This is a genomic window from Enterococcus sp. LJL51 (assembly GCF_049894025.1).
In the GTDB taxonomy this organism is placed as follows: Bacteria; Bacillota; Bacilli; order Lactobacillales; family Enterococcaceae; genus Enterococcus_L.
The window spans coordinates 29,273-55,497 of the sequence record NZ_JBNEQE010000002.1; the positions used below are offsets into that span (position 1 = coordinate 29,273).

A 26,225-nucleotide genomic window follows, 5' to 3' on the forward strand; every position below is an offset into this window, starting at 1 on the left:
AGGGCATCCTATTTAGTTTAGAGTGTCTGTCTTTTTCCGGAAAGCATAAGATTTAAAGTATTCCGGTTTGTGTCTTTGAGTGAAACTGTAGACGGTTAAAATCAATGCACCCACTGTGTTCGTTAATAAATCGCCCATGGTATCCATTAGAGCTTCGCGCCCGATATACGGTTGTCCCGCTTCGGTCATATAACGCTGCAGGTTCATATTGCCTAGACTATCACATAAAAATTCCCAGAACTCCCAAAAAACACCACAAAGTCCCGCAAAGGCAAAGCCCATAACGATAAACAGCCAAGGACTAACAGTTGTAAAGTCGCTTTTTCTTAAATAATAGCCGATTAACGCATAGCCAACAGCAACTAATAAAATAGGGCTGACCGCATGGAGAATTTTATCCCAAAAAGGAACGGCAATGATTAGTCGCAGCCCAGTTCCTAAAAATACAGAAATCCATAGGAAAAACCAATAGTAAAGGCGAACAATTTTTGGAAAAACCAGCCCCGTAAGTTTTGTGAACAGGAAAGGCAGGAAAATAATTGCGATACCAGCAATCATCTCTACAGTTAACAGCTGATACTGACTAGCTGGTTCCATTGTAAACATTTTAACGATATTAACACCTAAAGTAATAAACCCAAAAATCAACAGGAAGAAAAAGGCCAGACGTTCCTGTTTGTCTTCAAATTCTAGTTTCATTCGTTTCTCCTTCTGAGCTGCTCAAGACAGCTAAGTTATTTGTTTGTCACAAACTCTTGTATCGCCTTTAAAAATGCTTCTTCATTACTGTAAACATCCCCATTTAATTTGATTAATCCCACCGTATAAAGATTTAAATAGTGAAATTGATTTTCAGCAATGTCTTTCAAAGCAGCCAGCTTTTTCGAATTATCCGCGCCTTGCTGGCGTGTATCTGTATAGAGTGCCAAAACAGGAATACCTTTGGCATAGGCGACACCAATCTCGGAAGCAACGCCGGCATCGATTGTTAAGCCATCAAGCACAGCGACCAACAGTTGACTTTCTAGAACTTTTTCTGTGTCGGCTAATGCAATCATTTTACTGTCGGCGTAGGCTGTCTTATCATTAATTGCGCCATTTTCCTGTGGAAGATAGACTTCTAATTCGGAGGTAAGCTCACGAATTTTCCCAACTAAGTGTTCATTATAACGTAAGTCTGCATTAGCAAACATGGGTCCTGCAAAGTAGATTTTCATTCAAAGATTCCCTCCAGTGTTGGTTTTATTTTGTTGCAGATGATAAATGCTGCACATTTTTTTCGACAAAGAAGACTGTCTAATTTTAGTACTAATCATTATCCATAAAAAACAGAAATTTTCAGTGTGAATGACCAATTTTTGTATAGCAACGTTTTGTAGATACCCACGGGTCTGCATTTTTTATAAGGTATCCCTTAACTAAAAGTCATCACTGAAATAGGCTTCCTGATCAGGAAGAATCCGTTCCAATATCCGCAATGTTTGCTTATCTGTTTGTATCCGCTCAATTCTATGAAGATAGCTGGCTCTTCGATAGTTCATTAACAGACAGGTTAAGGTTTGAATATTCATCCGAACGGGATTGCCTAAGGCCTGATTGCTGACGGCTAGCTGTCCATCTTCAGCCCATTGAAGCCCAAATACACCGTTATTCCATTCAGCAACTGGATCATCAATAATAAGATGAAACGGCTCGGCAGTCTCTTTGAAGGGATAATTTAGCAAGAATTCCTTCACATCAACGATTCTCGCCATAAAATAAGGTTCAATTGTCTCTTTAATCTGACTGTCTTCTAAAAGAAATGCTAGTGGTTCATTTTTGTAAATGCTGCCTTTGACCCAGTAAACCATCGAAAAATGAGCAGAGATAAAGTTCCACAAACCATTTCGAGCTTCCTGATTCATATAGAACATTTCTTTGATATGGAAGACATCCTCAGCAATCCAATAAAATAGGACACCTTGGGGCTGATGCTCGCTATTGTAATAAATCGCTGCAGTTCGCTCTTCTTCATTTTCAAAACGCCAGTACTCCTCCCAATTAAACGGGCTGCGAATCATAGCCCCATGATTTTCTCGGGAAAAGCGGTCATAAACACTGAGTACATCCTCATGATCCACTGGTACTCGTTCGACCATTCCAGATACATCAATATTTTTGGGCAGCTGAGTATCTCTGATTTTAAAGGACAGCTTATCTGAAAGAATCTCCCAGCCTTTACGGCGATAATAAGGAATACTATATGGGTAGAGGTAGGAAATCCATTGTTTATCAGCTCTCATCGTTTCGAGAGCTACATGAATTAAATCCTGCATCAATCCGTGATTCGCATATTCGGGGTAGGTACCCACACCAGTGACACCCCCCATATCATACAGCTGACCGTGAATATTCACTTTACAGGGATAAATAGAAATTTGTGAAATCAGCTTCTCATCATGAAACCAGCCGAAAACCTTCGAAACTTCAAGGATGGGACGTTTTGAACGGACGAACTCTCGTTTGTTGTCAAAACCGCTTTCTTCCAAATCTGACTCGGTAAATTGAAAAACATAGCTAAGTAGTTCATTGTACTGGTTGAGATGTTCTTGACCAACAGGCCTTAGCTCCAATTGTTTTCGAAATTCTTGATAATCCATTATTTTTCTCTCCAATTAAACATTCGTTTAGAATAAGTATATCAAAAAACTGAAAAACATACAGCCGATAAGAAGAGCGCATGATTTTTAGAACAGGTTGTTATTTGGAGAAAATTAAAATCACCATGTATTTCTAATTTCATCAATGATGAAGAGTCAAAACCGGTATATGATTGACGGATGAAAACTCATTTACTGAAAGTTCTTTAAATCTATGAAAAACCTTGTTATAATGAGAATTGCTGATTGAAAAGAAATGAGGAATACGATGAATATAGATGATATGAAAAAAAGACAGGAGAAAATTCGCAACTTCTCGATTATTGCCCATATTGACCATGGGAAATCGACACTTGCGGATCGAATTCTGGAAAAGACGAATACAGTGACCTCTCGTGAAATGCAGGCGCAGCTGTTGGATTCTATGGATCTTGAAAGAGAACGTGGCATAACAATCAAGCTGAATGCAGTGGAACTAAACTATACAGCCAAAGACGGTGAAACCTATATTTTCCATTTGATCGATACCCCTGGGCATGTGGATTTCACCTATGAAGTGTCACGTAGCTTGGCTGCCTGTGAAGGAGCAATATTAGTAGTTGATGCTGCACAGGGAATTGAAGCACAAACACTGGCAAATGTTTATCTTGCGCTGGATAACGATTTGGAAATTCTACCTGTTATCAATAAAATTGATTTACCGGCTGCAGATCCTGAGCGGGTTCGTAAGGAAATTGAAGATGTGATTGGCATCGATGCTAGTGAAGCCGTTTTAGCAAGTGCTAAAGCTGGGATCGGAATTGAAGACATCCTTGAGCAAATTGTTGAATACGTTCCAGCACCGGCAGGCAATGTTGAAGCGCCGCTGAAGGCGCTGGTTTTTGATTCAGTATATGACAGCTACCGGGGAGTCGTTTTGAATGTCCGTATCATGGACGGAGTTGTTAAACCCGGTGATAAAATTCAAATGATGAGTAACGGCAAGACCTTTGATGTAACAGAGGTTGGTGTGTTTTCTCCAAAAGGAATTGCCAGAGATTTCTTAATGGTCGGAGATGTAGGTTATATTACGGCTAGTATCAAGACTGTTCAGGATACTCGTGTAGGGGATACTGTTACTTTAGCGGACAATCCGGCTGAAGAAGCATTGGACGGCTATCGAAAAATGAACCCAATGGTATATTGTGGTCTATATCCAATTGATACATCTCGTTATAATGATTTGAGGGAAGCATTAGAAAAGCTGCAGCTGAACGATGCTGCGCTACAGTTTGAACCAGAAACATCACAGGCTCTAGGCTTTGGATTCCGGTGCGGCTTCTTAGGACTGCTGCACATGGATGTTATCCAAGAGCGTCTGGAAAGAGAATTTAATCTTGAGCTGATTACAACAGCACCATCCGTTATTTATCATGTGAATAAAACAGACGGTACACAGGTGGTTGTTGATAATCCAGCAGAATTTCCAGATCCTGGTGTAATTGACTCAGTAGAAGAACCGTACGTCAAGGCTCAGATTATGGTGCCGAATGATTACGTGGGTGCAGTGATGGAGCTTTCTCAGAGAAAACGCGGAGAGTTTATTACGATGGACTACCTGGATGATTACCGGGTGAATGTTGTGTATTACATTCCTCTGTCAGAAATTGTTTTTGATTTCTTTGATAAACTGAAATCGAGTACCAAGGGCTATGCTTCATTAGACTATGAAATGAGCGATTATCGTCCAAGCCGTCTCGTGAAGATGGACATTCTTTTAAATGCTGAAAAAGTCGATGCGTTAAGCTTCATTGTGCATAGAGACTTTGCTTATGAACGTGGGAAAGCGATTGTTGAAAAGCTGAAGAAACTGATTCCCCGTCAGCAGTTTGAGGTACCAATTCAGGCAGCTATTGGACAGAAAATTGTTGCCCGTTCAGACATTAAAGCATTGCGTAAAAACGTATTGGCGAAATGTTATGGCGGAGATGTTTCCCGTAAACGTAAGCTATTAGAGAAGCAAAAAGAAGGGAAGAAGCGGATGAAGCAGATTGGTTCTGTGGAAGTGCCGCAGGAAGCCTTTATGGCTGTTCTGAAAATGGATGAGGACGAGCCGAAGAAATAAGCTTGAGAAAAACAGCATCTTCGGCAGGCTTTTGGCTGCTGCAAAGAAGACCAGTTTCAATCCATTGTACTAGTTGCAAAAGGACAAGAAAAGCAAATTGATTTAAAAAATGTTAAAGATAGATACAAGATGAAAGCATTCCTAAAAGGGGATGCTTTTTTGTATCCTTGATTTGAAGCGTAAGCCGAACTTATACTGAAGGAACAGAAAAAGGCAGAGACGCGTAGTATACAGTAGTTGAACTTTTTCAGGTTGTTTAATTTAAAAAAATAGAACTGATAGAAAGACTCTACCAGCTCTAAAAATTATACCGTTTGAATTTTATCTAAGATTAGATGGGCACAGTCGATTTGGTTGGGAATATTGCCTTCTTCATCTTTGACACGCCAAATATCAGGGGTGATTTCATCAACGACATACATTTTTCCATCAGTATCATAGCCAATTTCAATTTTGAAATCAATCAAGGTTAAGTCCATATCAGCTAAAGCATCTTTAAGAACTGCGCCAACCTTTGTTAAAATATCAAGTGCTTCATCATATTGTCCAGGGTTTAAAATGCCTTTCATTTGACACAAACGATCAGTAATCAACGGATCTCCTTGTTCATCATCTTTTAACGTTACTTCCAAATAAGGCGGGTCAAAAGGCAGCCCTTCTGGTAAGGTAAAACGACGGCACATACTACCAGCAGTAAAATAGCGTAGAACAAATTCCAGATTTGGTACCGTTAGCTGACGAACCTTCATAATGCCTTTTTCGATATCTGCTCCCAGGTAATGAGTAGGGATATCATTTTTTTCCATCAATTCAAAAAAGTATTGGGAAACAGTCAAACCAACTTTGCCTTTGCCGGCAACGCTGCCGCCGACTGTGTTGGAGCCAGGATCAAAAACGCCGTCTTCACCGGTTGCACTATCTTTAAACAATAAGTAAACTTCTTTCTTTTCTTCATCAAGTAAAACTGTTTTTGTTTTACCATCATACAGTTCTTTCATGTTCTTCCCGCCTTCTTTAAAGTATTCAGTGTCTTAAAAAAGCATAACATTGGATAATTTTTCTGTCGATGTTTTTTTGGCTTTTAATACGAAAAATATAGATAAAGTTCGTGTTTTCGTTAGTGAATTTGTGCGAAAAAGCATTTTAATGGATGTTTTTTGTTTTTTTTGTTCGCTTTTTGATGGTTGTAAAAGCTGTGTTTCACTTTTGATTATTAGATGATTGCTTTTTATTTTTTATATGGTATGGTTGATAGAACACGCAATTGGGAGGGGATTATCTTGCATGAAAGAGCTGGACACAGAGAAGTGCCAGTCTTTATGAGCTTCTTTGTGTCTTATTCGCATATGAATAGCAGATAAAGGAGAAGAGACATGATAGTAGTTAAAGGAAATAATTCTAGAAAAATTGAAACAATTTGGGATCTTGTAAAAAAAGATCATTCCGGTAGCAAGGTGGCTGTTTTGAGCCATAAGGGCGAACTTCCTCATAGCTTTGTGAGAGGAAAACAAATGCGCGTCTATGAAACATTGACAAAAGAAAAGCTGCTGCAGGAGACAGAAGCTTTCATGGCTTCTGTTAAGGATCGATTTGAAGCGCTTGTCTTATATGTAAACTGCGAAGACCATTTAATTGATTCAATCAAGGAATTATCAGAAAAATACCAGCAAAAGGTATTTCTAACTGTTCATGATGCCGATTCGAGTGTAACAATAAAAGAATATTAAATCATTGATTACAAGTGCTGAGGGAAGGAAATTCTGTCAGCACTTATTTAGTTTTCTAAACTTAAAAATCCGGACTAGAGGCTGTCCTGATTTTTAAAAAGGATACTAGAACCATCATTTCTTTATCTATGATTCAAAATGGCATCAAGACTCGAAGGTAATTCGCTTAGTAGCTTCTATTTTTGTAATTATCCCAGCTGGGTACTGGCTGCTGCAGCTTTTCTGCCTGGCAAATATCTTGATAGAAATTGAGTTTTCGTTGAACATGCTGCATATTTTCTTGGAGCCGAGTGATTTGATTTGCCACTTTTGCTGTATGCTCTGTGAGTAAAACCACCATCTCTTCATTTTTATCGGCGTCTTCTTCATAGGAAAAGAAGGTTAGCAGCTGAGCAATCGACATACCAGTTTCTTTAAAACAGCAAAGAGCTTTTAGTCGATTAAAATGACACTCTTCATAAATTCTGTGCTTGCCGTCCCGCTGAATATTTGTCAGTAAACCAACCTCTTCATAATAGCGAAGAGTAGAAGCCGGCAAGTCGAAAAGTGTAGATAATTCTTTAATTGTATAAGTTTTCATGATTAATTTCCTTTTTGTTATTTACTTCAAGTGTACTTGAAGTGGTATGCTCTTGTAAAGAGGTGAAAGAACATGTATCAAGCAGAAAAACAGCGTTATAAAAACATGAATTATCGGCGTGTTGGCAATTCAGGCTTAAAGCTGTCTGCAATTTCATTAGGTTTATGGCACAATTTCGGTGATGTAGATCGCCTAAGCACACAGAAAGAAATTGTTTTAGGTGCATTTGACCGTGGGCTTACACACTTTGATTTAGCCAATAACTATGGTCCGCCGCCTGGTTCCGCAGAAACGAATTTTGGTCGTATACTGAAGGAAGAGTTAGGCAGCTATCGTGATGAACTGATAATTTCTTCTAAGGCAGGATTTAACATGTGGGATGGTCCTTATGGAGAATGGGGCTCAAAGAAATATTTGGTTGCAAGCTGTGATCAAAGCTTACAGCGAATGGGTCTTGACTATGTAGATATTTTTTATCATCATCGTCCAGATCCGAAGACACCTTTAGAAGAAACCGCACATACCTTAGATTTATTGGTTCGTCAGGGAAAGGCGCTTTATGTAGGTGTTTCTAATTATTCAGCAGCAGAGACAAAGAGTATTGCCGCATTGTTTAAAAAAATGGGTACGCCCTTTATCATTCATCAGCCTCGTTATAATATGCTGGATCGCTGGATTGAAGACGGGCTAACAGATGTTTTAGCCGAAGAGCAGCTGGGAGCTATTGTATTTAGTCCTTTAGCACAAGGGATACTAACAAACCGCTACCTAAATGGGATTCCAGATGATTCCCGGGCAGCACGCAGCGATAGTCCTTTTTTGTCAGCAGAAAATGTTCAGCCAACACTAACATTAGTTGCCGCATTGAATGATATTGCTCAAAAAAGAGGTCAGACGCTGGCAGAAATGGCATTAGCCTGGAATCTTCAGCAAGAAACTGTTGCCAGTGTTTTGATTGGAGCATCACGACTTAGCCAGTTGGAAGATAATCTGAAGGCTTTAGACAAGTTAGACTTTGCCGAGGAAGAACTGCTGGCGATTAATAAATTATTAACTCAATTTTCTAAATGATTAAAGGTGTTTTGTGCCGCCGTTTATTCAGCTTTTAGAGAAAGAGGAGATTAGCTATTAGGTTATACCCCAAGCTCTGTTTTAGAATAAGTAAAAATGCAATCTGAAACTCATGTTTATAGGGTTCAGGTTGTATTTTTTTATTGTCAGAACAAAAAAGTTGAAAATCTGGATATGGAGATGGCTTCCAAATAAAGCCATCAATCAAAAATCTTTTTTCTAGTTTTGATAGTTTGCCGCTTCTTTCCATCAATCAGGTTGACATTGAAACCTGATTGCAACCAAAGTAATGATGCTGCAGGTAAACTAAATAAATGCTGTCAGGATTTGCTCTCAAGAAAATTTACTGACTGGGTAATGATGGTTCTGTAATAATTTTAGCAATTAAAACTCCTATAAAGCGGCTTTTGCCGCTTTATTTTTATATAAACTTTTTTGATAAAGCCTCTTTGGCACCTCAGAGGAAATATTTTGACTAGTCAAAATATCTGTTAAATTCTTAATCTATATTCCTGAGGAGTACAGTTTGTAAATGCTTGGAATCGCTTATAGAAGGAGGTTAAATTGGAAATTCCTACCTGTTCGGCAATTTCATAAACTGGCAGTTCATTATTTTGGAGAAGAATTACTGCCTTTTTCATACGTTGCTCGTTAATCAGCTGTTTATATGTTTTTCCAGAAAATTGCTTAATTAATTTACTAATGTATGAAGGATTATAGCCAAGTACAGCACACATATCTGTTAAATTACCAGCTTGATAATTTTGATTGATATAGTCAAGAATGCTATTGATAAGTTCTTGATTTTTTATTTTACTCGCGGATAAGTTAGTGTTATAAGAACTTTCTCTGGCAAGATGGGAAATCAGAATCATTATATAATTGTCAATAATATCATCAGAACAAAGTCTGGGATCAAAGTACTCACATAAAATATTTTGAATACAGTTTCTAAGAAGTGCATCATTTTTAGTGAAAAATAAAAGATAGTGATTGTGTGTGTGACGATTGTTCATCATCTCAATGATAAAGGTTGTAATCAGCTGATTATTGGGCAGACGATTAATAAATTTATTTGGAAAAAACTGTTCATTTAAAATAATGTTGATTCCTAAATCGCCTTCTCCTGTGGGAGCAACGCTATGAGGAACATGTTTATCTAAAATAATGATATCACCAGCCTTTAATGTGACAAGCTCTTCCTCCACTGTCAGAGTAAAGGTTCCAGAATAGACATAGGTCATGACGATATAATGGAAAATATGCATGGGAACTTTCCCGCTTTTTCTATCATGTACGGAAATAATATGATTTTTGTTTTCAAACTCACGATTAGGATGAAAGACAAACATCTTTTCCTCGTTAAATGGAACAACAGGAAATTTTTTATTAAAGTGTTCTAGTAATTCTTCATCAGCCATGCCACTGTAAGTGGAAGGGCTCCATAATAATTCTTCCAGTTCGTCATACTTCATAACGACACCTCCAAACAAGTAAATTATAGCATGGAAACAAAATTTTGATAGTCCTATTCTCTATATTTGATATTGTGAAAGCGTTTTTCAGTACGTATAATTAAGTTATCTTATTAGTAAAGAGCTCTTATTAAAAAGAATTTCACAATAAATAAAAAAGTAGTAAGGGGAAAATTATGGAAAACAAAAAAACATTTTTTGATAGCTTGCAAAATATTCTTGGTCATTTATCAATGAAGGTAAATGGCAATATTTATATCAATGCAATTAAAGATGGTATGTTGGCTTATATGCCATTTACATTCATTGCTTCAATTTTTTTAATTATTTCTTTCTTTCCAGTCCCGCAGGTTGGTGAATTTATTACTATGATTACTGGTGTAGAGCAAGCTGTCTGGCAGGCTAAGCTAAATCTTGTAAGTGATTCCAGTTTGGGAATTGGCGGATTGCTTGTGCTAGTTTCAGTTAGTCGTTCTCTTGCAGAAAAGATGAACATTAATGTGATTCAAGTGTTAATGACCGCCATCGTATCCTACATGCTGTTAACCCCATTTACATCAGAAGAAAGTGGCAATGTTATTGAGGTCGCCTCCCTTGGAGCACAGTCAATTTTTATTGCGTTAGTCATTTCTGTTCTAGTTGCTAAAATTTATCAATTTATTGATTCGAAAGGACTTAAAATCAAAATGCCGGCAGCGGTCCCGCCCGCAGTCTCAGCTCCCTTTGAATCGATTATTCCTTCACTATTTGTGGTTACGTTTTTCTGGATTATCCGATTGCTTCTTGACGGGATTTTTGCAGCGAGTGCATTGGAATTATTTAATAATACGTTAGGTGCTCCATTAAAAATGATGGGTGGTTCACTTTTTGGAATCATCATTGTTAAAATTTTTAGTCAGCTGCTTTGGTTCTTTGGCATCCATGGCGATTCAATTGTTGGAGGAGTGATGTCGCCTATTTTTCAGGTACTACAGGATGAAAATAGAGCAGCTTCTGTTGCAGGAAGTATCCCCTCTAACATTATAAATCAGAGCTTTTGGGACAGCTTTGCCAATATAGGAATTATTGGTTCGATTATTTCAATCATCATTATTGCTAAAAGCAAGAGATACAAAGAAATGAAAAAAATTGCAGGTGTTCCTTATCTTTTTAACGTTGGTGAACCAACACTTTTCGGGATACCATTGATGATGAATGTCACTTACTTTATTCCTTTTATTTTAAGTAATGTTGCATCTATTCTGATTTCCTATGGTGCATTTGCGCTGGGACTGGTACCGATTCCTACTGGCTTGGCTCAGGTCCCTTGGACAACCCCCTTAGTAATCAGCGGATATTTAGTGACGGGTAGTATTGCAGGTGCGATTTTGCAGATTGTCTGTATAGCTGCTGTTACATTATTATGGCTTCCATTTGTAAAAGTTGCAGATAGCCAGTTAATAAAAGAAGAAGGAACTCTCCGCGACGATCTTTCAGAAGCGGCAGAAGAATAAGGTGATTGATAGTAAGGAGAGCTTATGGATAATAGTCTTTTAAACACAGAGAAATGGAATTTCAGAGGGAAATGGATTCAAAATGAAGAGGTTGATTATGGCTTAGAAGCTGAGCTTTATTATAAAAAGAATACACACACGCTTTTGAAAAAAAGTTTTACTATAGACAAAATAGAAACTACTAAATTATATGCTGCTGCTTTAGGCTATTATATTGGTTACTTGAACGGACAGAGAATTGAAAATTTTGAACTAAATAGTGATTGGACAAATTTTAAAAAGTGTATTTATTATGATGTATATGATATTACCAAATACTTGAGGATTGGTGAAAATGAGCTGGTTTTTGAACTGGGGAATGGAATGTACAATCCCTCGCCGCTTAAATTGTTAGGGAAATACAGTTTGAGAGAACGGCTAGCTAAAATTGGTACGCCCAAATTAATTTGTGACATTGAAAGAAATCATGAGATTTTATTATCCAGCGATGATAGCTGGGCAGTATCCGAAGGAAATAGAATTTTTAATAATCTCTATTTAGGTGAAACGATTGATTTAACGAAAGATGAGTTATGGAACAAAGCGACAACAAAAGACTTTACTGAACAAAAGCTTATGAACAAAAGTTTTATTCCGAAAATCAAACGGACTGGAACAGTGCTTCCTCAAAGCATTGAGGAAGGGGAAAATGGTTTCATTGTTGATTTTGGCGAAATGATTTCAGGTTTTATTATGGTAAAGCTAAAAACGAAAAAGAATCAAAAAGTCTATTTGAACTATGGAGAAAGACGAAGAGGAATAGCAATAGATTTTGAATCCTCCTATATCGGCAGTGTTGGTTCAAAAATAGGTGACCGTAAAATATTCGGAGGGTTAGGAGCGCCAGAGGAAGCAATTCAGCAAGATGTCATTATTTGTAAGGATGGTTTGACTCTATTTCAAAATAAATTCTCCTATCATTCATTCCGGTATGTTTGTCTGGAAGGGTGTGAGGCTGAGGATTTGCTGGAGATTAAAGCTGAATATGTTCATACTGATTTGAAGCAGATAGGCCTAGTGGAGACGGATAGTCTGTTTTTAAATGAACTGTTTGCTGCTGCCTTACGAACGAAGCTGAATAATGTCCACTCAATATTTGAGGATTGTTCGCGGGAAAGACTTGGCTATGGCGGGGATATTGTCGCATTAGCTAGTTCGAGTTTGTACACATTTGATCTCGAAGAATTCGCTAAAAAAGTGATTTATGATTTTCGCTTTGATCAGACAGAACAAGGCGGAATTCCTGAAACAGCTCCTTACATGGGAATTCAAACCAATGGAACTGGTCAGGGAGAAGGTCCTATTTTATGGCAGCTCGTTTATCCCTATTTAACTTATAAGCATTATCAATTTTATGGAGATAAAGAGCTGGTAAGGAAAGAATATCCCTTCATTGAAAAACAAATGAACTATTTACTATCTAAAGGGATAGATGAGGTTGTTCACTGTTGCATCGGCGATCACGGCAGTCCGATTATTGCAGGACATTTCAATAAAGCTACACCAGATAAATTGTTCGTTGGTTATTGTACAGTGTTGCTATTTCTAAAATATAATATTCTTTTGAAACAAATTCTAAATGAGGATGTTGTTCGTTTTGAACAAATTTATGATGAGCTTAAAAAAAACGTGAAAGATAAATTTTTGAATGAGGATCAGTCATATGGTGAGAGAACACAGACATCCTTTGCCTTTGCAATTGAACTAGGTTTGGGCGATTCAAAAAAATTAGCCGGACAGCTCGCAAATAAGATACAAAAGGATCAATTTGTTTTGAATTCTGGAATTTTCGGCATGGCATTAACGTATCAAGCTTTAAATGCATATGACTATAATGAGATTATTGAAGGATGGTTGTTTCAGAAATCGGAAATTAGCTTTAGTAATATGCTGAAAAACGGTAATCAGGCATTAGCCGAATTATTTGTAGGCGAGCATTATTCGATGAATCACGGGATGTTTGCCAGCTATCAACAGTGGTATTTTGAAGCTTTAGCAGGAATATCAATTGCTGAGGATGCAGCAGCTTTTTCTAAAATACTCATAAAACCTTATTTTTCAAAAAAAATAAATACGTTCGAAGGGCATATTCAGACTAAACAGGGCGAAATCCGTTCCTGTTGGGAGCGTAAAGGGTCAGTCGTTGTATTTACATTGATCATTCCACAACATATCAGCTATCAACTGGAAGAAGTCGCCGGCTACAGCATGGATAAGAAAGCTGAGAAAAATGATGAATTAATTATTACTTATTCTTGCTTAACGTGAACTAAAGGTTAAAAAGAGGATGGACAGAAGTGTTTAGTCTCGAGAATTTCGGCTTATTTCCGCAGGTCTTGCTCCTGCGGTTACTCGTCGCAGATGGTAGTAAGGCAAGTGCTCCTGCGGTTACTCGTCGCAGTTCAATGCTGATATGCGCTCCTGCCCCACCGTCTATCGAGATTCCACGTGAGTGGGATATAACTCAATGAGTTATGTCTCACTCATTTTTTTGTTCTTGAAATTTCTTTTAATAAAATATTTATATAATATAATAAATAAAAATAAATAAACATGAAGAGTTAAATAAAAAAACTTTGAGGAGTGGCGTGTTTGATGATATAAAGGGGCAATTTCAGACTTAAAAACGGGAATGCGACAAATCAGAACACAAAAACACTTTACCCCAACGCATGGATACGCCCCTAGGAGTTATAAAAAGGCGGACTGGTTTAATCGATTGTCGGATTTCAATGAGAATCAACCAGAAAGTAGAGCGGTTCGCTTCACTGTAGACTGGGGCAGAGATAAAGACATCCAGTTAAAAGTCTATCGAAACGGCACGTATAGTAAAGAGCTAACTGAAAAATATGTCTGGTTATCCATGCAGGAGAGCTTAAAGGACATGTTAAACGTAGCGGGCGAGTTTTCAGGTGCGTACGACTTGTACAGGGTTGTTTTGGGAAAAGACCCCATTACAGGTGAAAGCCTAACCTTTGGGGAATGGATGCAAGCCGGATTTTGGACGGCATTAGAGGTTTTATCCGCTAAACAGGTGCTAGCATTATTAGACAATGTTAGACTAGGTAATAAGCTTTTGGATGGCGTATCGCTGACAGAAAAAGAGCTGAAATTATTCAACAAGCTAAATGATGTCGGAGATTATAAGATTGTTGATAAGGTGGACGATTTAAACGAAGCGGAGAAAGCTAGTGAGGTTAATGGAACTTCAAAATATGATGATTTATATACTTATAAATATAATGGGTATGACAATCCAGGACCATTAAATGAAGTTAGAGGACAACCAAATAAGGATTTTTATGGTGGAAGATATGATATAGAGGTTTTAAAAGAACCGAAAATCTACTATAGGGGTGGAGATTCGACTAGTCCCCTAGGACAATGGTTTACAGAAACCCCGCTTAATTCAGTATCAAAGGTTCGTATCAATTCAGCAGTAAAACCTCAATGGTTTGATAAAAATGGAGCTTTAACGGGGACATCGACTATAGACACAGTTTATAAGATTGAGATACCAACCGGTACAACAATTTACAAGGGGCCTGTAGGAACTCAAGGAGGAATCTACCAAGAAGGCTTGAATAATGATCAAGTATTTATTCAAGAACCATGGCTTTTAGAGAATGTAAATGTTTTAGGGAAACAACCATTAAAGTAGGATAGGGTGAGTTACTTGGAAATTGAACTTGAGATTAAAACTGTAGTACAACAATTATTACCACTTTTAATAAAATATGATAATGAAAAAATCAATTATCAAATTCAGAAATTAAGAGATATAAATGAAATTATAGATTCAGAGATGAGTAGTTCAGAAAAAAAAGAAACGTTAAGAGATATGTCGGAGAATATTTATCCTCCTCAGGGAGGGTTAACTGATTTTTATGTTTGGGATAATGACAGCTCAAAAAGAATAGAAATCAATCAATCCATCAGCGCATTAAATAATAAGCTTTGGAATTTGATAAAATAAAAAAGTACTCCGCTATCTGATTAGTGTCAGATAGTGGAGCTCCGACTAGATCACTTATCAAGTTGTTAATAGCTAACAACATATAAAGAAAGAAGCTGAGAAAAGACCCTAAATCTTTCCCCAGCTTCTTTATCCATATTTGTAGAATACCATCTCTTCCTCAATTCAGTTAATTCATTTTTTTTACTGAATCGCGGCAAATAAGCTTTGTGTTGAGGAAAAGCTGTTTCTTCACTAAGGTAGCTGTTGTTCCTTGTTCGATTAGAGAAATTGCCTCTTGAGCAATTTCCTTAATTGGTACATGGACGGTGGTCAGCTCAGGAGTAATTACACGGCTTTCAGAAATATCATCAAAGCCAATGACGGAAAGATCTTCAGGAATACGGATACCTATTTTTGATAAGGTCTTGATGACACTTATTGCAATATAGTCATCTTCACAAAAGACCGCAGTAATTCCTTTTATGAAATCTAAAAATTGCTCTTGCTTATTTTGTATGGGATTAATCTCCATGCCAGGTAAATAAAATTTTGGCATATCGGAAGGGGAGAGACCTGCTGCGCTTATTGCTGCTTTGAAGCCCCGTCTTCGATCATAGAAATTATTGATTCGCTGTATTCCTTTGATATAACCAATATTCTGATGTCCCATTTTTAGCAAGTGTTGTGTAGCGTCATAGGCCCCAAGAAAATTATTCATAGTAATTGTGTTGCAGTCGAGGCTGCTGCATTGGGTATCAAGAATAACCAAATTATTAAAGTGTTCATTGACTGTTTTAATATGAGCGGCAGTCAAATTCGTTCCCAAGATAATAATACCGTCACTAGTATCAAGCTCTTCAATGAGTGATAGTTCACTAAATAGAGCTTCTTTAGGCAAGCTGTTCGTAGTAAGAATATGTCCTTTGGCTCCAATTTCTGTTGATATATAGGAAAGCAGCTCTTTAAAGAAAGGAAGCTGATCATAATTTTCCGGTACAACATCTTCGTTTGTACAGGCAATAAATCGAATTTTTAGTCTGTTCTCTTCTTTCTTTATGCGTCTTCTTAAAGGGCTGTACTCATACTTTTCAGCAACCTCTAAAATCGCTTTTCTTGTTTCTTCACTGACTCCAGGCTTGCCGTTTAAGGCAAGGGAAGCAGCTGATTTTGAAACATTGGCAATTCTTGCTATATCTTCTAACTTCATAAGTCATTCCTCCACTTTTTCAATTTATCATATAACTAAAAAACAATCAAATAAATTTAGTGAAATAAAAATAGTTGTTTTGTTTAATTTTTGATAAAAAGACGTATTTTCAAAACAATATAGTAAGTTAAGTCCTTTTATTTTCGTTAGTTTACTAAACTAAAAATATTTTAACGAAAAAAATGGATTTGTTTATTGTGAGTTTAGTTAGACGATGCTATTCTGATTTTGAAGAAAGCGTTTCATACTATAAATTTGTTGGATTGGAGTTGGAGAGAGTGGATAAAGTGAAAATTGGTTTTGCTCCTACTAGAAGAAATTTGTTTAGTGCAGAAGCAGCCATTGAATATGCAAATTTGACAAGAAAAAAACTGAATGAGCTGGAAATTTCTTATGTTGATATTTTAGATATCAATCGGGATGGCTTGCTTTACGATGATGAGGGTGTAGAGAAAATAGCTGCCAAGTTTAAGGCAGAGGGTATTGATGGTTTATTTTTAGCCAATGAAAATTTTGGAACAGAATATGCCTGTGCACGGCTGGCTAAAAAACTGGACGTTCCGGTACTTCTCTGGGGACCGAAGGATGAGATGCCGGCAGAAGATGGTTCACGCTTAAGAGATACACAGTGCGGACTCTTTGCGATTGGCAAGGTGCTTCGAAGATTCAAGGTTCCATTTACCTATATAAAAAATTCTGATATTGATACCCCTGAGTTTGAAAGAGGGATTAAAGATTTTATAAAAGTTTGTAATGTTGTCAAAACATTTAAGGCAACAAGAATTTTACAGGTTGGTCCTCGTCCGTTCGATTTTTGGACAGTAATCTGCAATGAAGGTGAATTATTGGAACGCTTCAATATCTCGCTGTCTCCTGTGCCAATCAAAGAAGTTATTCAGGAAATTGAGAGAATAAAGATTGAAGAGTACGAAAGAATAGCGATGGTTATTGATTATTTCAAGAAAAATACGGAAGTTCAAATTACAAATGAGGAGTTGGAGATGGTTGCTGCGTTAAAAGTAGCTCTGCAAAATCTCTGTATGGTCTATGGCTGCAATGCCGGAGTTATTCAATGCTGGACTGCGCTTCAAGATGAAATCGGTATTTTGCCTTATGCTTCTCTCTCTCTTCTTCAAGAAGAAGGGCTGCCTTTCGTTTGTGAAACGGATGTTCATGGAGCTATTTCGGAATTACTAATCGAAGCAGCATCGCTTGGCGAGCATCGAGCTATTTTCGCTGATGTAAACTGTCGTCATCCGGAAAATGAAAATGGTGAATTACTACAGCATTTAGGTGTATTTGCCTATTCAACGGCAGAAACTAAGCCTGTTCTGCCTAAACGGCATTTTGTCTTTGATTATCCTGGATCGGTTGCTTTTAGAGCGATTAAAGATGAATATACTTTATGCCGGTTTGACGGAGATAATGGAGAATACTCTTTATTGATGGGAACAGGGAAAGGGATAGACGGTCCATTTAATCAAGGAACTTATTTATACTTGGAATTTGAAAATCTGAATCGACTGGAATTCAAGCTGGTTTATGGCCCGTACATTCATCATGTGGCAGCGGTAAGAAAAAATGTTGTTCCTATTTTATATGAGGCGTGTAAGTATTTAGGCATTCAGCCTGATTTTTATGATCCGATTGAAGAAGAGGTTCAAGCCTATTTGAGAGGAGAGTAAGTATGGATATCATTGAGCTGAGAAAGAAAGCAATCGAGATAAGAAAAGATGTTTTACAAATGATTTATGAGGCTAAGACAGGTCACACTGGTTCAGACTTATCCTGTACCGATATTCTGGTAGCTCTTTATTATCAAGTAATGACCACCAATCCGCAGCAGCCGGATTTGGAAAATCGAGATCAGTATATTCAAAGTAAAGGACATGCAGCTGAGGTGCTATGGGCAGTACTGGCCGATAAAGGATTTTTACCAAAAGAGGAACTCAAAACCTTTTCGAAATTTGGCTCCCGGTTAATCGGACATCCCAACAATAAAGTAGCTGGTGTTGAGATGAATACAGGTTCACTTGGCCATGGTCTGCCTGTCTCTGTGGGAATTGCTTTGGCGGGAAAAATGGAGCGGAGACCGTATCATACCTATACACTGATGGGAGATGGAGAGCTTGCGGAAGGTTCAGTTTGGGAAGGCGCAATGGCAGCTGCCCATTACAAGCTGGATAACCTGACAGCCATTATCGACCGGAATGGCTTGCAGATTACAGGGAAATCCGAGGATGTGATGGGCGTAGAACCGCTGGATAAAAAATGGCAGGCGTTCGGCTGGGATGTGCATATAGTAGATGGCAATAACATGGCAGAGTTGGTGAATGTACTGTCGAAACCTAACAAGCCAGAGCAGCCAAAGCTGATTATTGCCAAAACGATAAAAGGAAAAGGGTTCTCAGAGTCTGAAAATCAGGCAGGCTGGCATCATAAAGTACCAACGGATGAACAACTGGCAAAGGCACTAAAAGAACTAGATCAGCAAATGGAGGCTCTGACATATGAAAACAACTAATATAGCAAATCGACAGGCTATGTGCGAGGTATTGATTGAAGCAGCTAAGCTTGATCCGTCTATTCTTGTATTGACTAGCGATTCCCGTGGATCAGCTTCATTAGGGGCGTTTGCAAAAGAATTACCAGATCAGCTTGTAGAAGTTGGAATCGCTGAACAAAATATTGTCAGCCTTGCAGCTGGTCTGGCTCATATGGACAAACGACCGTTTGTAGCTTCCCCAGCTTGCTTTTTGAGTATGCGGAGTATCGAGCAAATCAAAGTAGATGTCGCCTACTCAAATAAAAATGTCAAGCTAGTTGGAATCAGCGGTGGTGTCAGCTACGGCGCTTTAGGGATGAGCCATCATTCACTGCAGGATATCGCAGTGACGCGGGCGATTCCCAATTTACAGGTTTTAGTTCCGGCTGACCGTTTTGAAACTATTCAGATGTTTAACGCCTTGGTTAAGTCTGAAGCTCCGGCCTATATTCGTTTAGGAAGGAATCCCGTTCAGGATTGTTATGAAAATGCAGACTATCCTTTTGAAATTGGAAAAGCTGTGACTATGCTCGAAGGTAAGGATTTGACCTTTATCGCTACAGGAGAGATGGTGCGGCAAGCGCTGGATGCAGCTGAGCTGTTGAAGGAGAAAGGTGTTTCTATTGAGGTTTTAAATGTTCATTCATTGAAGCCGTTTGATACGGATGGGGTGCTGGCGGCTGCTAAAAAAACTGGATATGTGATTACAGTTGAAGAGCATAGTTTGTATAACGGACTTGGAGCAGCAGTAGCCGAGGCAGTAGCTGAGGAAACTGGAATCAAACAGAAAATCATCGCCTTTCCAGATGAATCGCTAATTACAGGCTCAGGACCAGAACTGTTTCAGCACTACGGCTTAGATGGGCCCTCTTTAGCAGCAGCAGCGATAAGCTTCATGGGTGAATGATATGGGTAAAGACTATCAAATCATCCTTGATCAAAGCACTTCTGGTACAAAGCTTCTATTATTGAAAAAGGGGAGAATTGTTAAACGCTACGACAAAAAGCATCGACAGATTTATCCGAAAACAGGATGGGTCGAGCACGACCCGCTCGAAATCTGGAACAACACAGCAGAACTGCTGGCAACGGTTTTTAGGGAACAAAAGGTACAGAAAGAAGATATTCTGGCTATATCGATTACTAATCAGCGGGAGACGATTCTAGCTTGGGATAAGATAACAGGAAAACCGTTATGTAATGCCATTGTCTGGCAGTGCAACAGAAGCAGCGACATTTGTGAAGCTCTAATTGAACAGGGCTTGGAAAAAGTGATAAATCAGAAAACCGGCTTACGGCTCGATCCTTATTTTTCTGGTACGAAGATTAAGTGGCTGACTGAAAAGCATCCAGCTATCGCAGGAAAATCTGGAACAGGAGAGTTGGCTATTGGCACAATGGATAGCTGGCTGCTATGGAATTTGACGCAGGAAAAAGTTTTCGCGACAGATGGGAGTAACGCTTGCCGAACATTGCTGTACAATATTAATACGCAACAGTGGGATGAAGAGCTTATCCAGCTATTTGGGATTAACCAGACAGATTTACCTGAAATTAGAGCAGCGGATGAGAACTTTGGCTGCTATCAAGGGATTCCGATAATAGGTGTGATGGCTGACTCTCAGGCAGCTTTACTGGGTGAAGCCTGTACGAGCTATGGAGATGTTAAAATTACGATGGGAACCGGCTGCTCTGTAATGATGCAGATTAGGGAGCAGAACAATCTAAAAAATAGACAGATTTTAACAACAGTTGCTTGGCAAAAAAAGAATGAGGCAGTTTACGCGTTAGAGGGGATTATCCGTTCCTGCGGGGATGCAGTCAATTGGTTTTGTCAAACTATAGCTGTGTCAGAGGGTATTTCTGACTTGTGCAATGAGGTATTATTAGGAAATAAAGAAGATATCTTTTTCATACCGGCGCTGCAGGGGATGGGTGCCCCTTTCTGGGATAATACAATGACGGCCGCATTTTTTGGTATAAAAAGAACCACTACAGAGAAAGAAATGCTGCGAGCCGTTCTTGAAAGCATTATTTTTCAAATTAAAGCAGTGACTGATGCAATGGAGGAGGTTTCCGGTCAGGCGATTAATCAGGTGTTTATTGATGGCGGGGTTTCCAAAAATAAGGCGTTGATGATTTTGCTAGCATCATTACTGGATAAAAAAGTCATTGTCAGTGAAGTTGAGGAATACTCTGCTTTGGGCGTAGCTGCCCTTGCTAATCCTGCTCTTCAGATGAAGCATATTCGACAGGAAACAATCAAGCCATCTCAGAATTCTGAGGATATCCATTTGGCATATAAAAAATGGAAGCGGTTGATTGAGCAATGAGATGATGGCGTACTTGTGAAGTGAATGGCAAAAGGAGTGAAGGTAAGTGAAAACAGGAAAAATAGTTGTGAATGATACTGCTTATTTTGAGCTTTATTTATTGCACAATTCACAAGAATACAATGTTGGGAAGAAACGCCCAGCTGTTATTATTTGTCCTGGCGGCGGATATGCGTTTACCAGTGATCGGGAAGCGGAGACGATTGCCTTGAAGTTTAACAGTATGGGTCTGAACAGTATTGTCCTCTGGTATACAACAGGTGACACGGTAAAAAATATTCCCAATAATGCATTGATCGAGGCGGCTCAAACAGTTGCCTATGTACGAAGCCATGCTGATGAATGGTTGATAGATAAAGAAAACATCATTATATGCGGTTTTTCCGCTGGAGGACACCTTGCTCTACAGTTAGCTACACGGTGGAATGACCCGCAACTATTAAAGACACTCAAAATGACTAAGGAGAATATTAGAGTAAATTTAGCAGTTACTGGTTATCCGCTAGTCTACCAGAAAGCATTTCAAAAAGATGAACTTGGTTTTGGGGTTGATTTAATTAAACAGCCGCTGACAGCTAATGAACGATACTTTGGCATGGAGCAGCCATCTGAAGACGCTGTCCGACAAATGAATATACTTTGTTCTGTGAACAAGGAGACACCTCCCATGTTTGTCTGGCATACAACAGAAGATAAACTGGTAGATGTTGCGCATTCTCTAAAGCTGGGCCTAGCGTTAAGAGAATCAGGAGTTCCTTTTGAACTGCACATTTTTGAAAAGGGGGAACATGGATTAGCGTTGGCTGATCGGACAACAGCCAGAAAACCGAGTCATATTAATCCTCATGTGGCAAAATGGTTTGAATTATGCGAAGGCTGGCTAGGAGGCTATATTGACCATGATAATACAAGATAGAGAGGAGCTAATGAGATGAAAATAACTGTTAATCAAAACAAACGGACGTTACTTCGAGAGGGAAAGCATTTTTTCTATTTCGCAGACACTTGCTGGAGTGCCTTTACCAGCATCAGAGAAGAAGAATGGTTAATCTACTTGAAGAAGCGGCAATCACAAGGGTTTAATACTTTACAAATCAACATTTTGCCTCAGTGGGATCGAAGTAGAGGAAGCTTAGATATACTGCCGTATACTCAAACAAACAGTTGCTATGACTTTTCTGTGCTAAATGAGGAATATTTCAAGCGTGCTGAAAAGCTTTGTCAAATAGCAGAGGAGCATGGATTTACCCTGGCGTTGGTTGTTTTATGGTCAAACTATGTAGCCGGAACATGGGCAAGTGAGCTGGACAATCGGAGAAATGTTATACCCAAAATGTATCGGCAGCAGTATTTTGAAAAAGTGGTTGAGACCTTTGATCAATTTTCTCCTATTTACTTAATTGGTGGAGATACCGACTTTCCTATACAAGAAACGATTGACACTTATATAGAAGCTTTCGATTTTTTTGAGAAAGCTTCAGTAGAGACACTAAAAACAATTCATATTAAAGGCCGCTTGCAAGAAATTCCAGAAGAAATCCGCCGGCGTTTGGCTATTTATCTGTATCAGTCTGGACATAATCGTTCATTTCTGAACATGCCTTATGCGCTTGCCTCTCATTTTTACCAATTGGAGGAAGAAAAGCCCATCATTAATTCGGAGCCATGCTATGAACAAATGGGTTTTGCCCGAAAGGTTTATGGCAGATTTAGTCAAAGAGATGTTCGTCAAGCTGCTTGGCAATCGGTACTGTCAGGAGGGGCTGCAGGGATTACTTATGGGGCTCACGGAATTTGGAGCTGGCATGGACATTCCGCAACTTTTGCTGAAAATATTGGTGAAGCCTTTGATCGCCCCATGCATTGGCAGGATGCGCTGCAGTTTCCGGGAGCGAATGACTATGGCTTTATGAAACAGCTATTTGAAATGCTTCATATCAAGAATCTCATTCCGTGTAATCAGCTGTTAGTAAGAGGAGATGAACAGATTCGTTTGGCTGAAACGGAAGAAGCCGCTTGTTATCTGATTTATATACCTAGTAATACGACAATTACTGTGTCGATTGATTTATCTGAGTATCAAGTAATTCTGATTGATTTAAAAGAAAATTGCTTTTTGAAGCCGGAGTATGAAATTTCGGGAAATGAAACCACATTTGATACACACCGCTGTTTAGAAGATGTCTTGATTATTGCCTATAAATAAGGAGTGAAAAAAATGGAAAAATACATGGATAACGTCTTAGCATTTGCAGATAAAATTTCAAATAATAAATATTTAAAAGCTATTTCAAATGGACTAATGGCGACGCTGCCTGTCAATATTATTGGGTCGCTGGCACTGCTCTTGGCGGTTTTGCCAATTGAAGGCTGGAAAAACTTTATTGCTTCAATTAATATTGGCGGTTATCTCTCAGCCGGATATAGTATGACAGTGGGTGTTATTTCAATTTATGCCGCTTTTCTAGTCGGACATAGACTGGCGACAGAATTTAATCAATCTGCTGTTCCTGCGGGAATTGTTTCCTTGTTTGCTTTTTTAATGATGACCCCTCTAGTTACGTTGGAGGAGACAACAACATTGGATATGAGTAAATTAGGTGCAGGCGGTCTGTTTACAGCAATGATTTGCGGACTGGTTTTTGCGAGAATTTATTGTTTTATTTTAGAAAAAAACATTGCTATTAAAATGCCGGCAGGTGTTCCTCAGTTTGTAACGGATACCTTTGCTGGATTGATTCCAGCGATTATCTCAGGATTCATTGCAATCATTATAAGCTGGCTGTTCAGCTTCACATCGTATGGGTCGTTTTCAGATTTTATTTATCAGATTTTGGCAACACCTTTGCAAAGCCTGTCCTCTAGCGTAGGTTCGCTGTTGTTTATTGTTCTGATTCAAATGGTTCTCTGGTTTTTCGGAATCCATGGTTCACTGGTTGTTGGCAGTTTTGTTACAGCACTGTATCTGCCTATGGATGTTCAAAATATGGATGCTTTATCCGCTGGTGCGGCACGGTCGGATTTACCGAATATTTTAAGTAAGTCTTTCTATGACTTGTTTGCGGGGATTGGCGGAGCCGGTGGAACCTTGGCGCTAATCATTGTTATTCTGCTGGTTGCTAAATCGAAGCAGGCGCGAACTGTCGCTAATTTAAGTGCTGTTCCGGGATTGTTCACTATCAATGAGCCGATGATTTTTGGTTTGCCGCTAATCTTAAATCCAATTATGGCGATTCCTTTCATTTTAACTCCTTTGGTTCAAACGCTAGTTGCCTATATTGCAATATGGAGTGGTCTATTCCCGCGTCTTAGTGGAATTCAAGTGCCATTTGGCACGCCGATTTTTCTTAATGGCTTTTTAGCCGGAGGCTGGCAGATTGCTTTACTACAGTTGATTTGTGTATTAGCTGGCTGCCTACTCTACCTTCCTTTTGTAAAAATTTTGGATAAAGAGAAGGTAAGAGGGGAAGAACAGGCGGCAGCATTAGAAAATGGTGAGACAGAAAATAACAAGCTGGATACAGCTGGAGAAACAGTATAGAGACTGCAGGCCGCTAAATGAAAAGATGAGCGAGACAAAATGAAATATCTGTTTTGTTTCGCTTTTTGAATTCAATAAACATTTTTGTCTCAAGAGAAAAATTGGCAGAGCGTTTAGGTCAATGCCCTGAATCCTAAAAAATAAAAAAGATTATTAAAAATGAGAAAAGTATTTTAGTTCAACGAAGCTTCAGCCGTTCAAATGAATGAACACGATAAAGCAACAGCTTGCCGGTTCAGCTATCTTTGTTTTTACAGCTTTGTTATAGTTAAAAAGTGGAGGATGGAGGGAATCGGATGAAGGGAAAACTTTTAGCTCAAGCAGCAGTTAAATTTATACTAGGGTTGGCTGCCATTGCTTTGTTGCTGTTTTTTCCAGCTGGAACGCTGGATTTTTGGAATGCATGGCTGCTTGGGGGATTGTTGTTTATACCTATGGCAGTGTTGGGTATTGTTTTGTGGGTAAAAACGCCTGTGCTCTTGGAAAAACGTCTAAATACAAAAGAAAAAGAAACCGAGCAAAAACAGGTCGTTTGGCTGTCTCTGATAATGTTTTTAGGGGGCTTTATTACTGCGGGCCTAGATTTTCGATTTGGCTGGAGCCGTTTACCGTTGTGGTTAATCGTTTTGGCATCCGTCCTGTTGCTGATAGGCTATGCTATGTATGGGGAAGTTATGCGGGAAAATGCCTATTTGTCACGTACGGTTGAGGTGCAGCAAAATCAGCAGGTTATCGATACAGGTTTATATGGTGTGGTTAGACATCCAATGTACTTAGCCACAATTCTTCTTTTTTTAGCAATGCCGATTGTTCTAGGGTCAATACCAGCACTGCTAATTTTTTTACTCTATCCATTTCTATTGATAAAACGGATAACAAACGAAGAAATCGTGCTTTCCCAAGCGCTTACCGGCTATGAAGCGTATAAGCAGAAGGTTAGATATCGATTAATCCCTTTTATCTGGTAGCGTCATTACATTTTTGGCATGAAAAAGCTGCTGCTCTTTTTAATGAGAGAATACAGCAGCTCTTTTCGAATCCTGGCGGCTAGTTTACCCGTCGTAAAAGCCAGTTGAGGCTATCTGCCGACAATAAAAGTCAGCTCACATTCACAGACCTTTTTGCCATCAACATAAGCAATAGCCTGACCGATGCCGACGAAATCACGTAGTTTCACGATTTCGAAATGAAGCTTTAGTACATCGCCGGGAACTACTTTTTGTCGAAACTTCGCTTTGTTAATTCCGCCAATATAAGCTGTTTCTCCTTTGAACTGATCCATTTTTAAAATGAGAATGGAACCAACCTGAGCAAGTGCTTCAATAATCAAAACGCCAGGCATTGTTGGGTTTCCAGGAAAGTGACCCTGAAAAAACTCTTCATTTATTGTAACATTTTTAGTAGCAACAATTTTTTTATCGGTAATGATTTCATCTACATAATCAATAAAACAGATTGGGTATCTATTGGGGATTAAATCCATTATTTCAGTAACAGTCATTACTTTTTCCAT

General features: G+C 38.7%; 23 protein-coding genes. 15 read left to right on the forward strand and 8 right to left on the reverse strand.

Annotated features, from left to right (window positions below):
- Positions 1–12: 12 nt before the first annotated feature.
- The 3 genes from ACPWSO_RS02360 to ACPWSO_RS02370 form a co-directional block, all read right to left on the reverse strand.
- Positions 13–699 (reverse strand): hypothetical protein, encoded by a 687-nt coding sequence (locus ACPWSO_RS02360; protein WP_426081190.1) that lies wholly within the window; start codon positions 697–699, stop codon positions 13–15.
- 35 nt (positions 700–734) lie between these two features.
- Positions 735–1,217 carry a nucleoside 2-deoxyribosyltransferase gene (locus ACPWSO_RS02365; protein WP_426081191.1) on the reverse strand — a complete coding sequence of 161 codons (483 nt, stop codon included), beginning with the start codon at positions 1,215–1,217 and terminating at the stop codon, positions 735–737.
- A gap of 201 nt (positions 1,218–1,418) precedes the next feature.
- Positions 1,419–2,639 carry a GNAT family N-acetyltransferase gene (locus tag ACPWSO_RS02370; protein ID WP_426081192.1) on the reverse strand — a complete coding sequence of 407 codons (1,221 nt, stop codon included), beginning with the start codon at positions 2,637–2,639 and terminating at the stop codon, positions 1,419–1,421.
- A gap of 268 nt (positions 2,640–2,907) precedes the next feature.
- On the opposite strand from ACPWSO_RS02370, the gene lepA reads away from it, so the two are divergent.
- Positions 2,908–4,743 (forward strand): translation elongation factor 4, encoded by a 1,836-nt coding sequence (gene lepA / locus ACPWSO_RS02375; RefSeq protein WP_426081193.1) that lies wholly within the window; start codon positions 2,908–2,910, stop codon positions 4,741–4,743.
- A gap of 305 nt (positions 4,744–5,048) precedes the next feature.
- On the opposite strand, the gene ACPWSO_RS02380 is transcribed toward lepA, so the two are convergent.
- On the reverse strand, positions 5,049–5,741 hold the full coding sequence (locus ACPWSO_RS02380; RefSeq protein WP_426081194.1) for a phosphoribosylaminoimidazolesuccinocarboxamide synthase: 693 nt from the start codon (positions 5,739–5,741) through the stop codon (positions 5,049–5,051).
- 375 nt (positions 5,742–6,116) lie between these two features.
- On the opposite strand from ACPWSO_RS02380, the gene ACPWSO_RS02385 reads away from it, so the two are divergent.
- On the forward strand, positions 6,117–6,470 hold the full coding sequence (locus ACPWSO_RS02385) for a hypothetical protein (protein WP_426081195.1): 354 nt from the start codon (positions 6,117–6,119) through the stop codon (positions 6,468–6,470).
- Positions 6,471–6,636: 166 nt separating this feature from the next.
- On the opposite strand, the gene ACPWSO_RS02390 is transcribed toward ACPWSO_RS02385, so the two are convergent.
- The gene (locus ACPWSO_RS02390; protein WP_426081196.1) at positions 6,637–7,050 is read right to left on the reverse strand and encodes a MerR family transcriptional regulator; all 414 of its coding nucleotides are present in this window, start codon (positions 7,048–7,050) and stop codon (positions 6,637–6,639) included.
- Positions 7,051–7,122: 72 nt separating this feature from the next.
- On the opposite strand from ACPWSO_RS02390, the gene ACPWSO_RS02395 reads away from it, so the two are divergent.
- The gene (locus ACPWSO_RS02395; protein ID WP_426081197.1) at positions 7,123–8,121 is read left to right on the forward strand and encodes an aldo/keto reductase; all 999 of its coding nucleotides are present in this window, start codon (positions 7,123–7,125) and stop codon (positions 8,119–8,121) included.
- Between the two features lie 491 nt (positions 8,122–8,612).
- Here ACPWSO_RS02395 and ACPWSO_RS02400 read toward each other — a convergent pair whose 3' ends face one another.
- Positions 8,613–9,596 (reverse strand): AraC family transcriptional regulator, encoded by a 984-nt coding sequence (locus ACPWSO_RS02400; protein WP_426081198.1) that lies wholly within the window; start codon positions 9,594–9,596, stop codon positions 8,613–8,615.
- Positions 9,597–9,772: 176 nt separating this feature from the next.
- On the opposite strand from ACPWSO_RS02400, the gene ACPWSO_RS02405 reads away from it, so the two are divergent.
- The 4 genes from ACPWSO_RS02405 (at position 9,773) to ACPWSO_RS02420 (ending at position 15,104) form a co-directional block, all read left to right on the forward strand.
- A complete protein-coding gene (locus tag ACPWSO_RS02405) occupies positions 9,773–11,089 on the forward strand; it encodes a PTS sugar transporter subunit IIC (protein ID WP_426081199.1) in 1,317 nt (438 codons plus the stop codon).
- A 24-nt stretch (positions 11,090–11,113) separates the two neighbouring features.
- A complete protein-coding gene (locus tag ACPWSO_RS02410) occupies positions 11,114–13,396 on the forward strand; it encodes a family 78 glycoside hydrolase catalytic domain (RefSeq protein WP_426081200.1) in 2,283 nt (760 codons plus the stop codon).
- A 451-nt stretch (positions 13,397–13,847) separates the two neighbouring features.
- A complete protein-coding gene (locus ACPWSO_RS02415; RefSeq protein ID WP_426081201.1) occupies positions 13,848–14,789 on the forward strand; it encodes a pre-toxin TG domain-containing protein in 942 nt (313 codons plus the stop codon).
- Between the two features lie 15 nt (positions 14,790–14,804).
- On the forward strand, positions 14,805–15,104 hold the full coding sequence (locus ACPWSO_RS02420) for a hypothetical protein (RefSeq protein WP_426081202.1): 300 nt from the start codon (positions 14,805–14,807) through the stop codon (positions 15,102–15,104).
- 169 nt (positions 15,105–15,273) lie between these two features.
- Here the strand turns inward: ACPWSO_RS02420 and ACPWSO_RS02425 are convergent, their stop codons facing one another.
- Entirely contained in the window at positions 15,274–16,293 is a 1,020-nt protein-coding gene (locus tag ACPWSO_RS02425) for a LacI family DNA-binding transcriptional regulator (RefSeq protein ID WP_426081203.1), read from the reverse strand.
- A gap of 278 nt (positions 16,294–16,571) precedes the next feature.
- Here ACPWSO_RS02425 and ACPWSO_RS02430 point away from each other — a divergent pair, with 278 nt between their 5' ends.
- From ACPWSO_RS02430 to ACPWSO_RS02465, 8 genes are all read left to right on the forward strand, one after another.
- The gene (locus ACPWSO_RS02430) at positions 16,572–17,978 is read left to right on the forward strand and encodes an L-fucose/L-arabinose isomerase family protein (protein ID WP_426081204.1); all 1,407 of its coding nucleotides are present in this window, start codon (positions 16,572–16,574) and stop codon (positions 17,976–17,978) included.
- A 2-nt stretch (positions 17,979–17,980) separates the two neighbouring features.
- Positions 17,981–18,817 (forward strand): transketolase, encoded by an 837-nt coding sequence (locus ACPWSO_RS02435; protein ID WP_426081205.1) that lies wholly within the window; start codon positions 17,981–17,983, stop codon positions 18,815–18,817.
- Complete coding sequence (locus ACPWSO_RS02440) at positions 18,804–19,745, forward strand: transketolase family protein (RefSeq protein WP_426081206.1); 942 nt, start codon at positions 18,804–18,806, stop codon at positions 19,743–19,745. The genes ACPWSO_RS02435 and ACPWSO_RS02440 overlap by 14 nt, the downstream gene beginning before the upstream one ends.
- Position 19,746: 1 nt before the next feature.
- The gene (locus tag ACPWSO_RS02445) at positions 19,747–21,171 is read left to right on the forward strand and encodes an FGGY-family carbohydrate kinase (RefSeq protein ID WP_426081207.1); all 1,425 of its coding nucleotides are present in this window, start codon (positions 19,747–19,749) and stop codon (positions 21,169–21,171) included.
- Positions 21,172–21,217: 46 nt separating this feature from the next.
- Positions 21,218–22,087: an alpha/beta hydrolase gene (locus tag ACPWSO_RS02450; protein WP_426081208.1), complete on the forward strand. Its 870-nt coding sequence runs from the start codon at positions 21,218–21,220 to the stop codon at positions 22,085–22,087.
- Positions 22,088–22,102: 15 nt separating this feature from the next.
- Entirely contained in the window at positions 22,103–23,377 is a 1,275-nt protein-coding gene (locus tag ACPWSO_RS02455) for a DUF4038 domain-containing protein (protein WP_426081209.1), read from the forward strand.
- Between the two features lie 12 nt (positions 23,378–23,389).
- The gene (locus ACPWSO_RS02460; RefSeq protein ID WP_426081210.1) at positions 23,390–24,712 is read left to right on the forward strand and encodes a PTS sugar transporter subunit IIC; all 1,323 of its coding nucleotides are present in this window, start codon (positions 23,390–23,392) and stop codon (positions 24,710–24,712) included.
- Positions 24,713–25,008: 296 nt separating this feature from the next.
- Complete coding sequence (locus ACPWSO_RS02465) at positions 25,009–25,680, forward strand: methyltransferase family protein (protein ID WP_426081211.1); 672 nt, start codon at positions 25,009–25,011, stop codon at positions 25,678–25,680.
- Positions 25,681–25,790: 110 nt separating this feature from the next.
- Here the strand turns inward: ACPWSO_RS02465 and fabZ are convergent, their stop codons facing one another.
- Positions 25,791–26,225 carry a 3-hydroxyacyl-ACP dehydratase FabZ gene (gene fabZ / locus ACPWSO_RS02470; RefSeq protein ID WP_426081212.1) on the reverse strand — a complete coding sequence of 145 codons (435 nt, stop codon included), beginning with the start codon at positions 26,223–26,225 and terminating at the stop codon, positions 25,791–25,793.

What these genes read in the sequence shown, in the direction of transcription:
- ACPWSO_RS02405 (WP_426081199.1), top strand. Translation starts at nt 9,773, where the DNA reads ATGGAAAACAAAAAAACATTTTTTGATAGCTTGCAAAATATTCTTGGT.
- ACPWSO_RS02385 (WP_426081195.1), top strand. Translation starts at nt 6,117, where the DNA reads ATGATAGTAGTTAAAGGAAATAATTCTAGAAAAATTGAAACAATTTGG.
- ACPWSO_RS02370 (WP_426081192.1), bottom strand. Translation starts at nt 2,639, where the DNA reads ATGGATTATCAAGAATTTCGAAAACAATTGGAGCTAAGGCCTGTTGGT.
- ACPWSO_RS02440 (WP_426081206.1), top strand. Translation starts at nt 18,804, where the DNA reads ATGAAAACAACTAATATAGCAAATCGACAGGCTATGTGCGAGGTATTG.
- ACPWSO_RS02410 (WP_426081200.1), top strand. Translation starts at nt 11,114, where the DNA reads ATGGATAATAGTCTTTTAAACACAGAGAAATGGAATTTCAGAGGGAAA.
- ACPWSO_RS02390 (WP_426081196.1), bottom strand. Translation starts at nt 7,050, where the DNA reads ATGAAAACTTATACAATTAAAGAATTATCTACACTTTTCGACTTGCCG.
- lepA (WP_426081193.1), top strand. Translation starts at nt 2,908, where the DNA reads ATGAATATAGATGATATGAAAAAAAGACAGGAGAAAATTCGCAACTTC.
- ACPWSO_RS02425 (WP_426081203.1), bottom strand. Translation starts at nt 16,293, where the DNA reads ATGAAGTTAGAAGATATAGCAAGAATTGCCAATGTTTCAAAATCAGCT.
- ACPWSO_RS02380 (WP_426081194.1), bottom strand. Translation starts at nt 5,741, where the DNA reads ATGAAAGAACTGTATGATGGTAAAACAAAAACAGTTTTACTTGATGAA.
- ACPWSO_RS02465 (WP_426081211.1), top strand. Translation starts at nt 25,009, where the DNA reads ATGAAGGGAAAACTTTTAGCTCAAGCAGCAGTTAAATTTATACTAGGG.
- fabZ (WP_426081212.1), bottom strand. Translation starts at nt 26,225, where the DNA reads ATGGAAAAAGTAATGACTGTTACTGAAATAATGGATTTAATCCCCAAT.
- ACPWSO_RS02360 (WP_426081190.1), bottom strand. Translation starts at nt 699, where the DNA reads ATGAAACTAGAATTTGAAGACAAACAGGAACGTCTGGCCTTTTTCTTC.
- ACPWSO_RS02400 (WP_426081198.1), bottom strand. Translation starts at nt 9,596, where the DNA reads ATGAAGTATGACGAACTGGAAGAATTATTATGGAGCCCTTCCACTTAC.
- ACPWSO_RS02395 (WP_426081197.1), top strand. Translation starts at nt 7,123, where the DNA reads ATGTATCAAGCAGAAAAACAGCGTTATAAAAACATGAATTATCGGCGT.
- ACPWSO_RS02435 (WP_426081205.1), top strand. Translation starts at nt 17,981, where the DNA reads ATGGATATCATTGAGCTGAGAAAGAAAGCAATCGAGATAAGAAAAGAT.
- ACPWSO_RS02455 (WP_426081209.1), top strand. Translation starts at nt 22,103, where the DNA reads ATGAAAATAACTGTTAATCAAAACAAACGGACGTTACTTCGAGAGGGA.
- ACPWSO_RS02460 (WP_426081210.1), top strand. Translation starts at nt 23,390, where the DNA reads ATGGAAAAATACATGGATAACGTCTTAGCATTTGCAGATAAAATTTCA.
- ACPWSO_RS02445 (WP_426081207.1), top strand. Translation starts at nt 19,747, where the DNA reads ATGGGTAAAGACTATCAAATCATCCTTGATCAAAGCACTTCTGGTACA.
- ACPWSO_RS02365 (WP_426081191.1), bottom strand. Translation starts at nt 1,217, where the DNA reads ATGAAAATCTACTTTGCAGGACCCATGTTTGCTAATGCAGACTTACGT.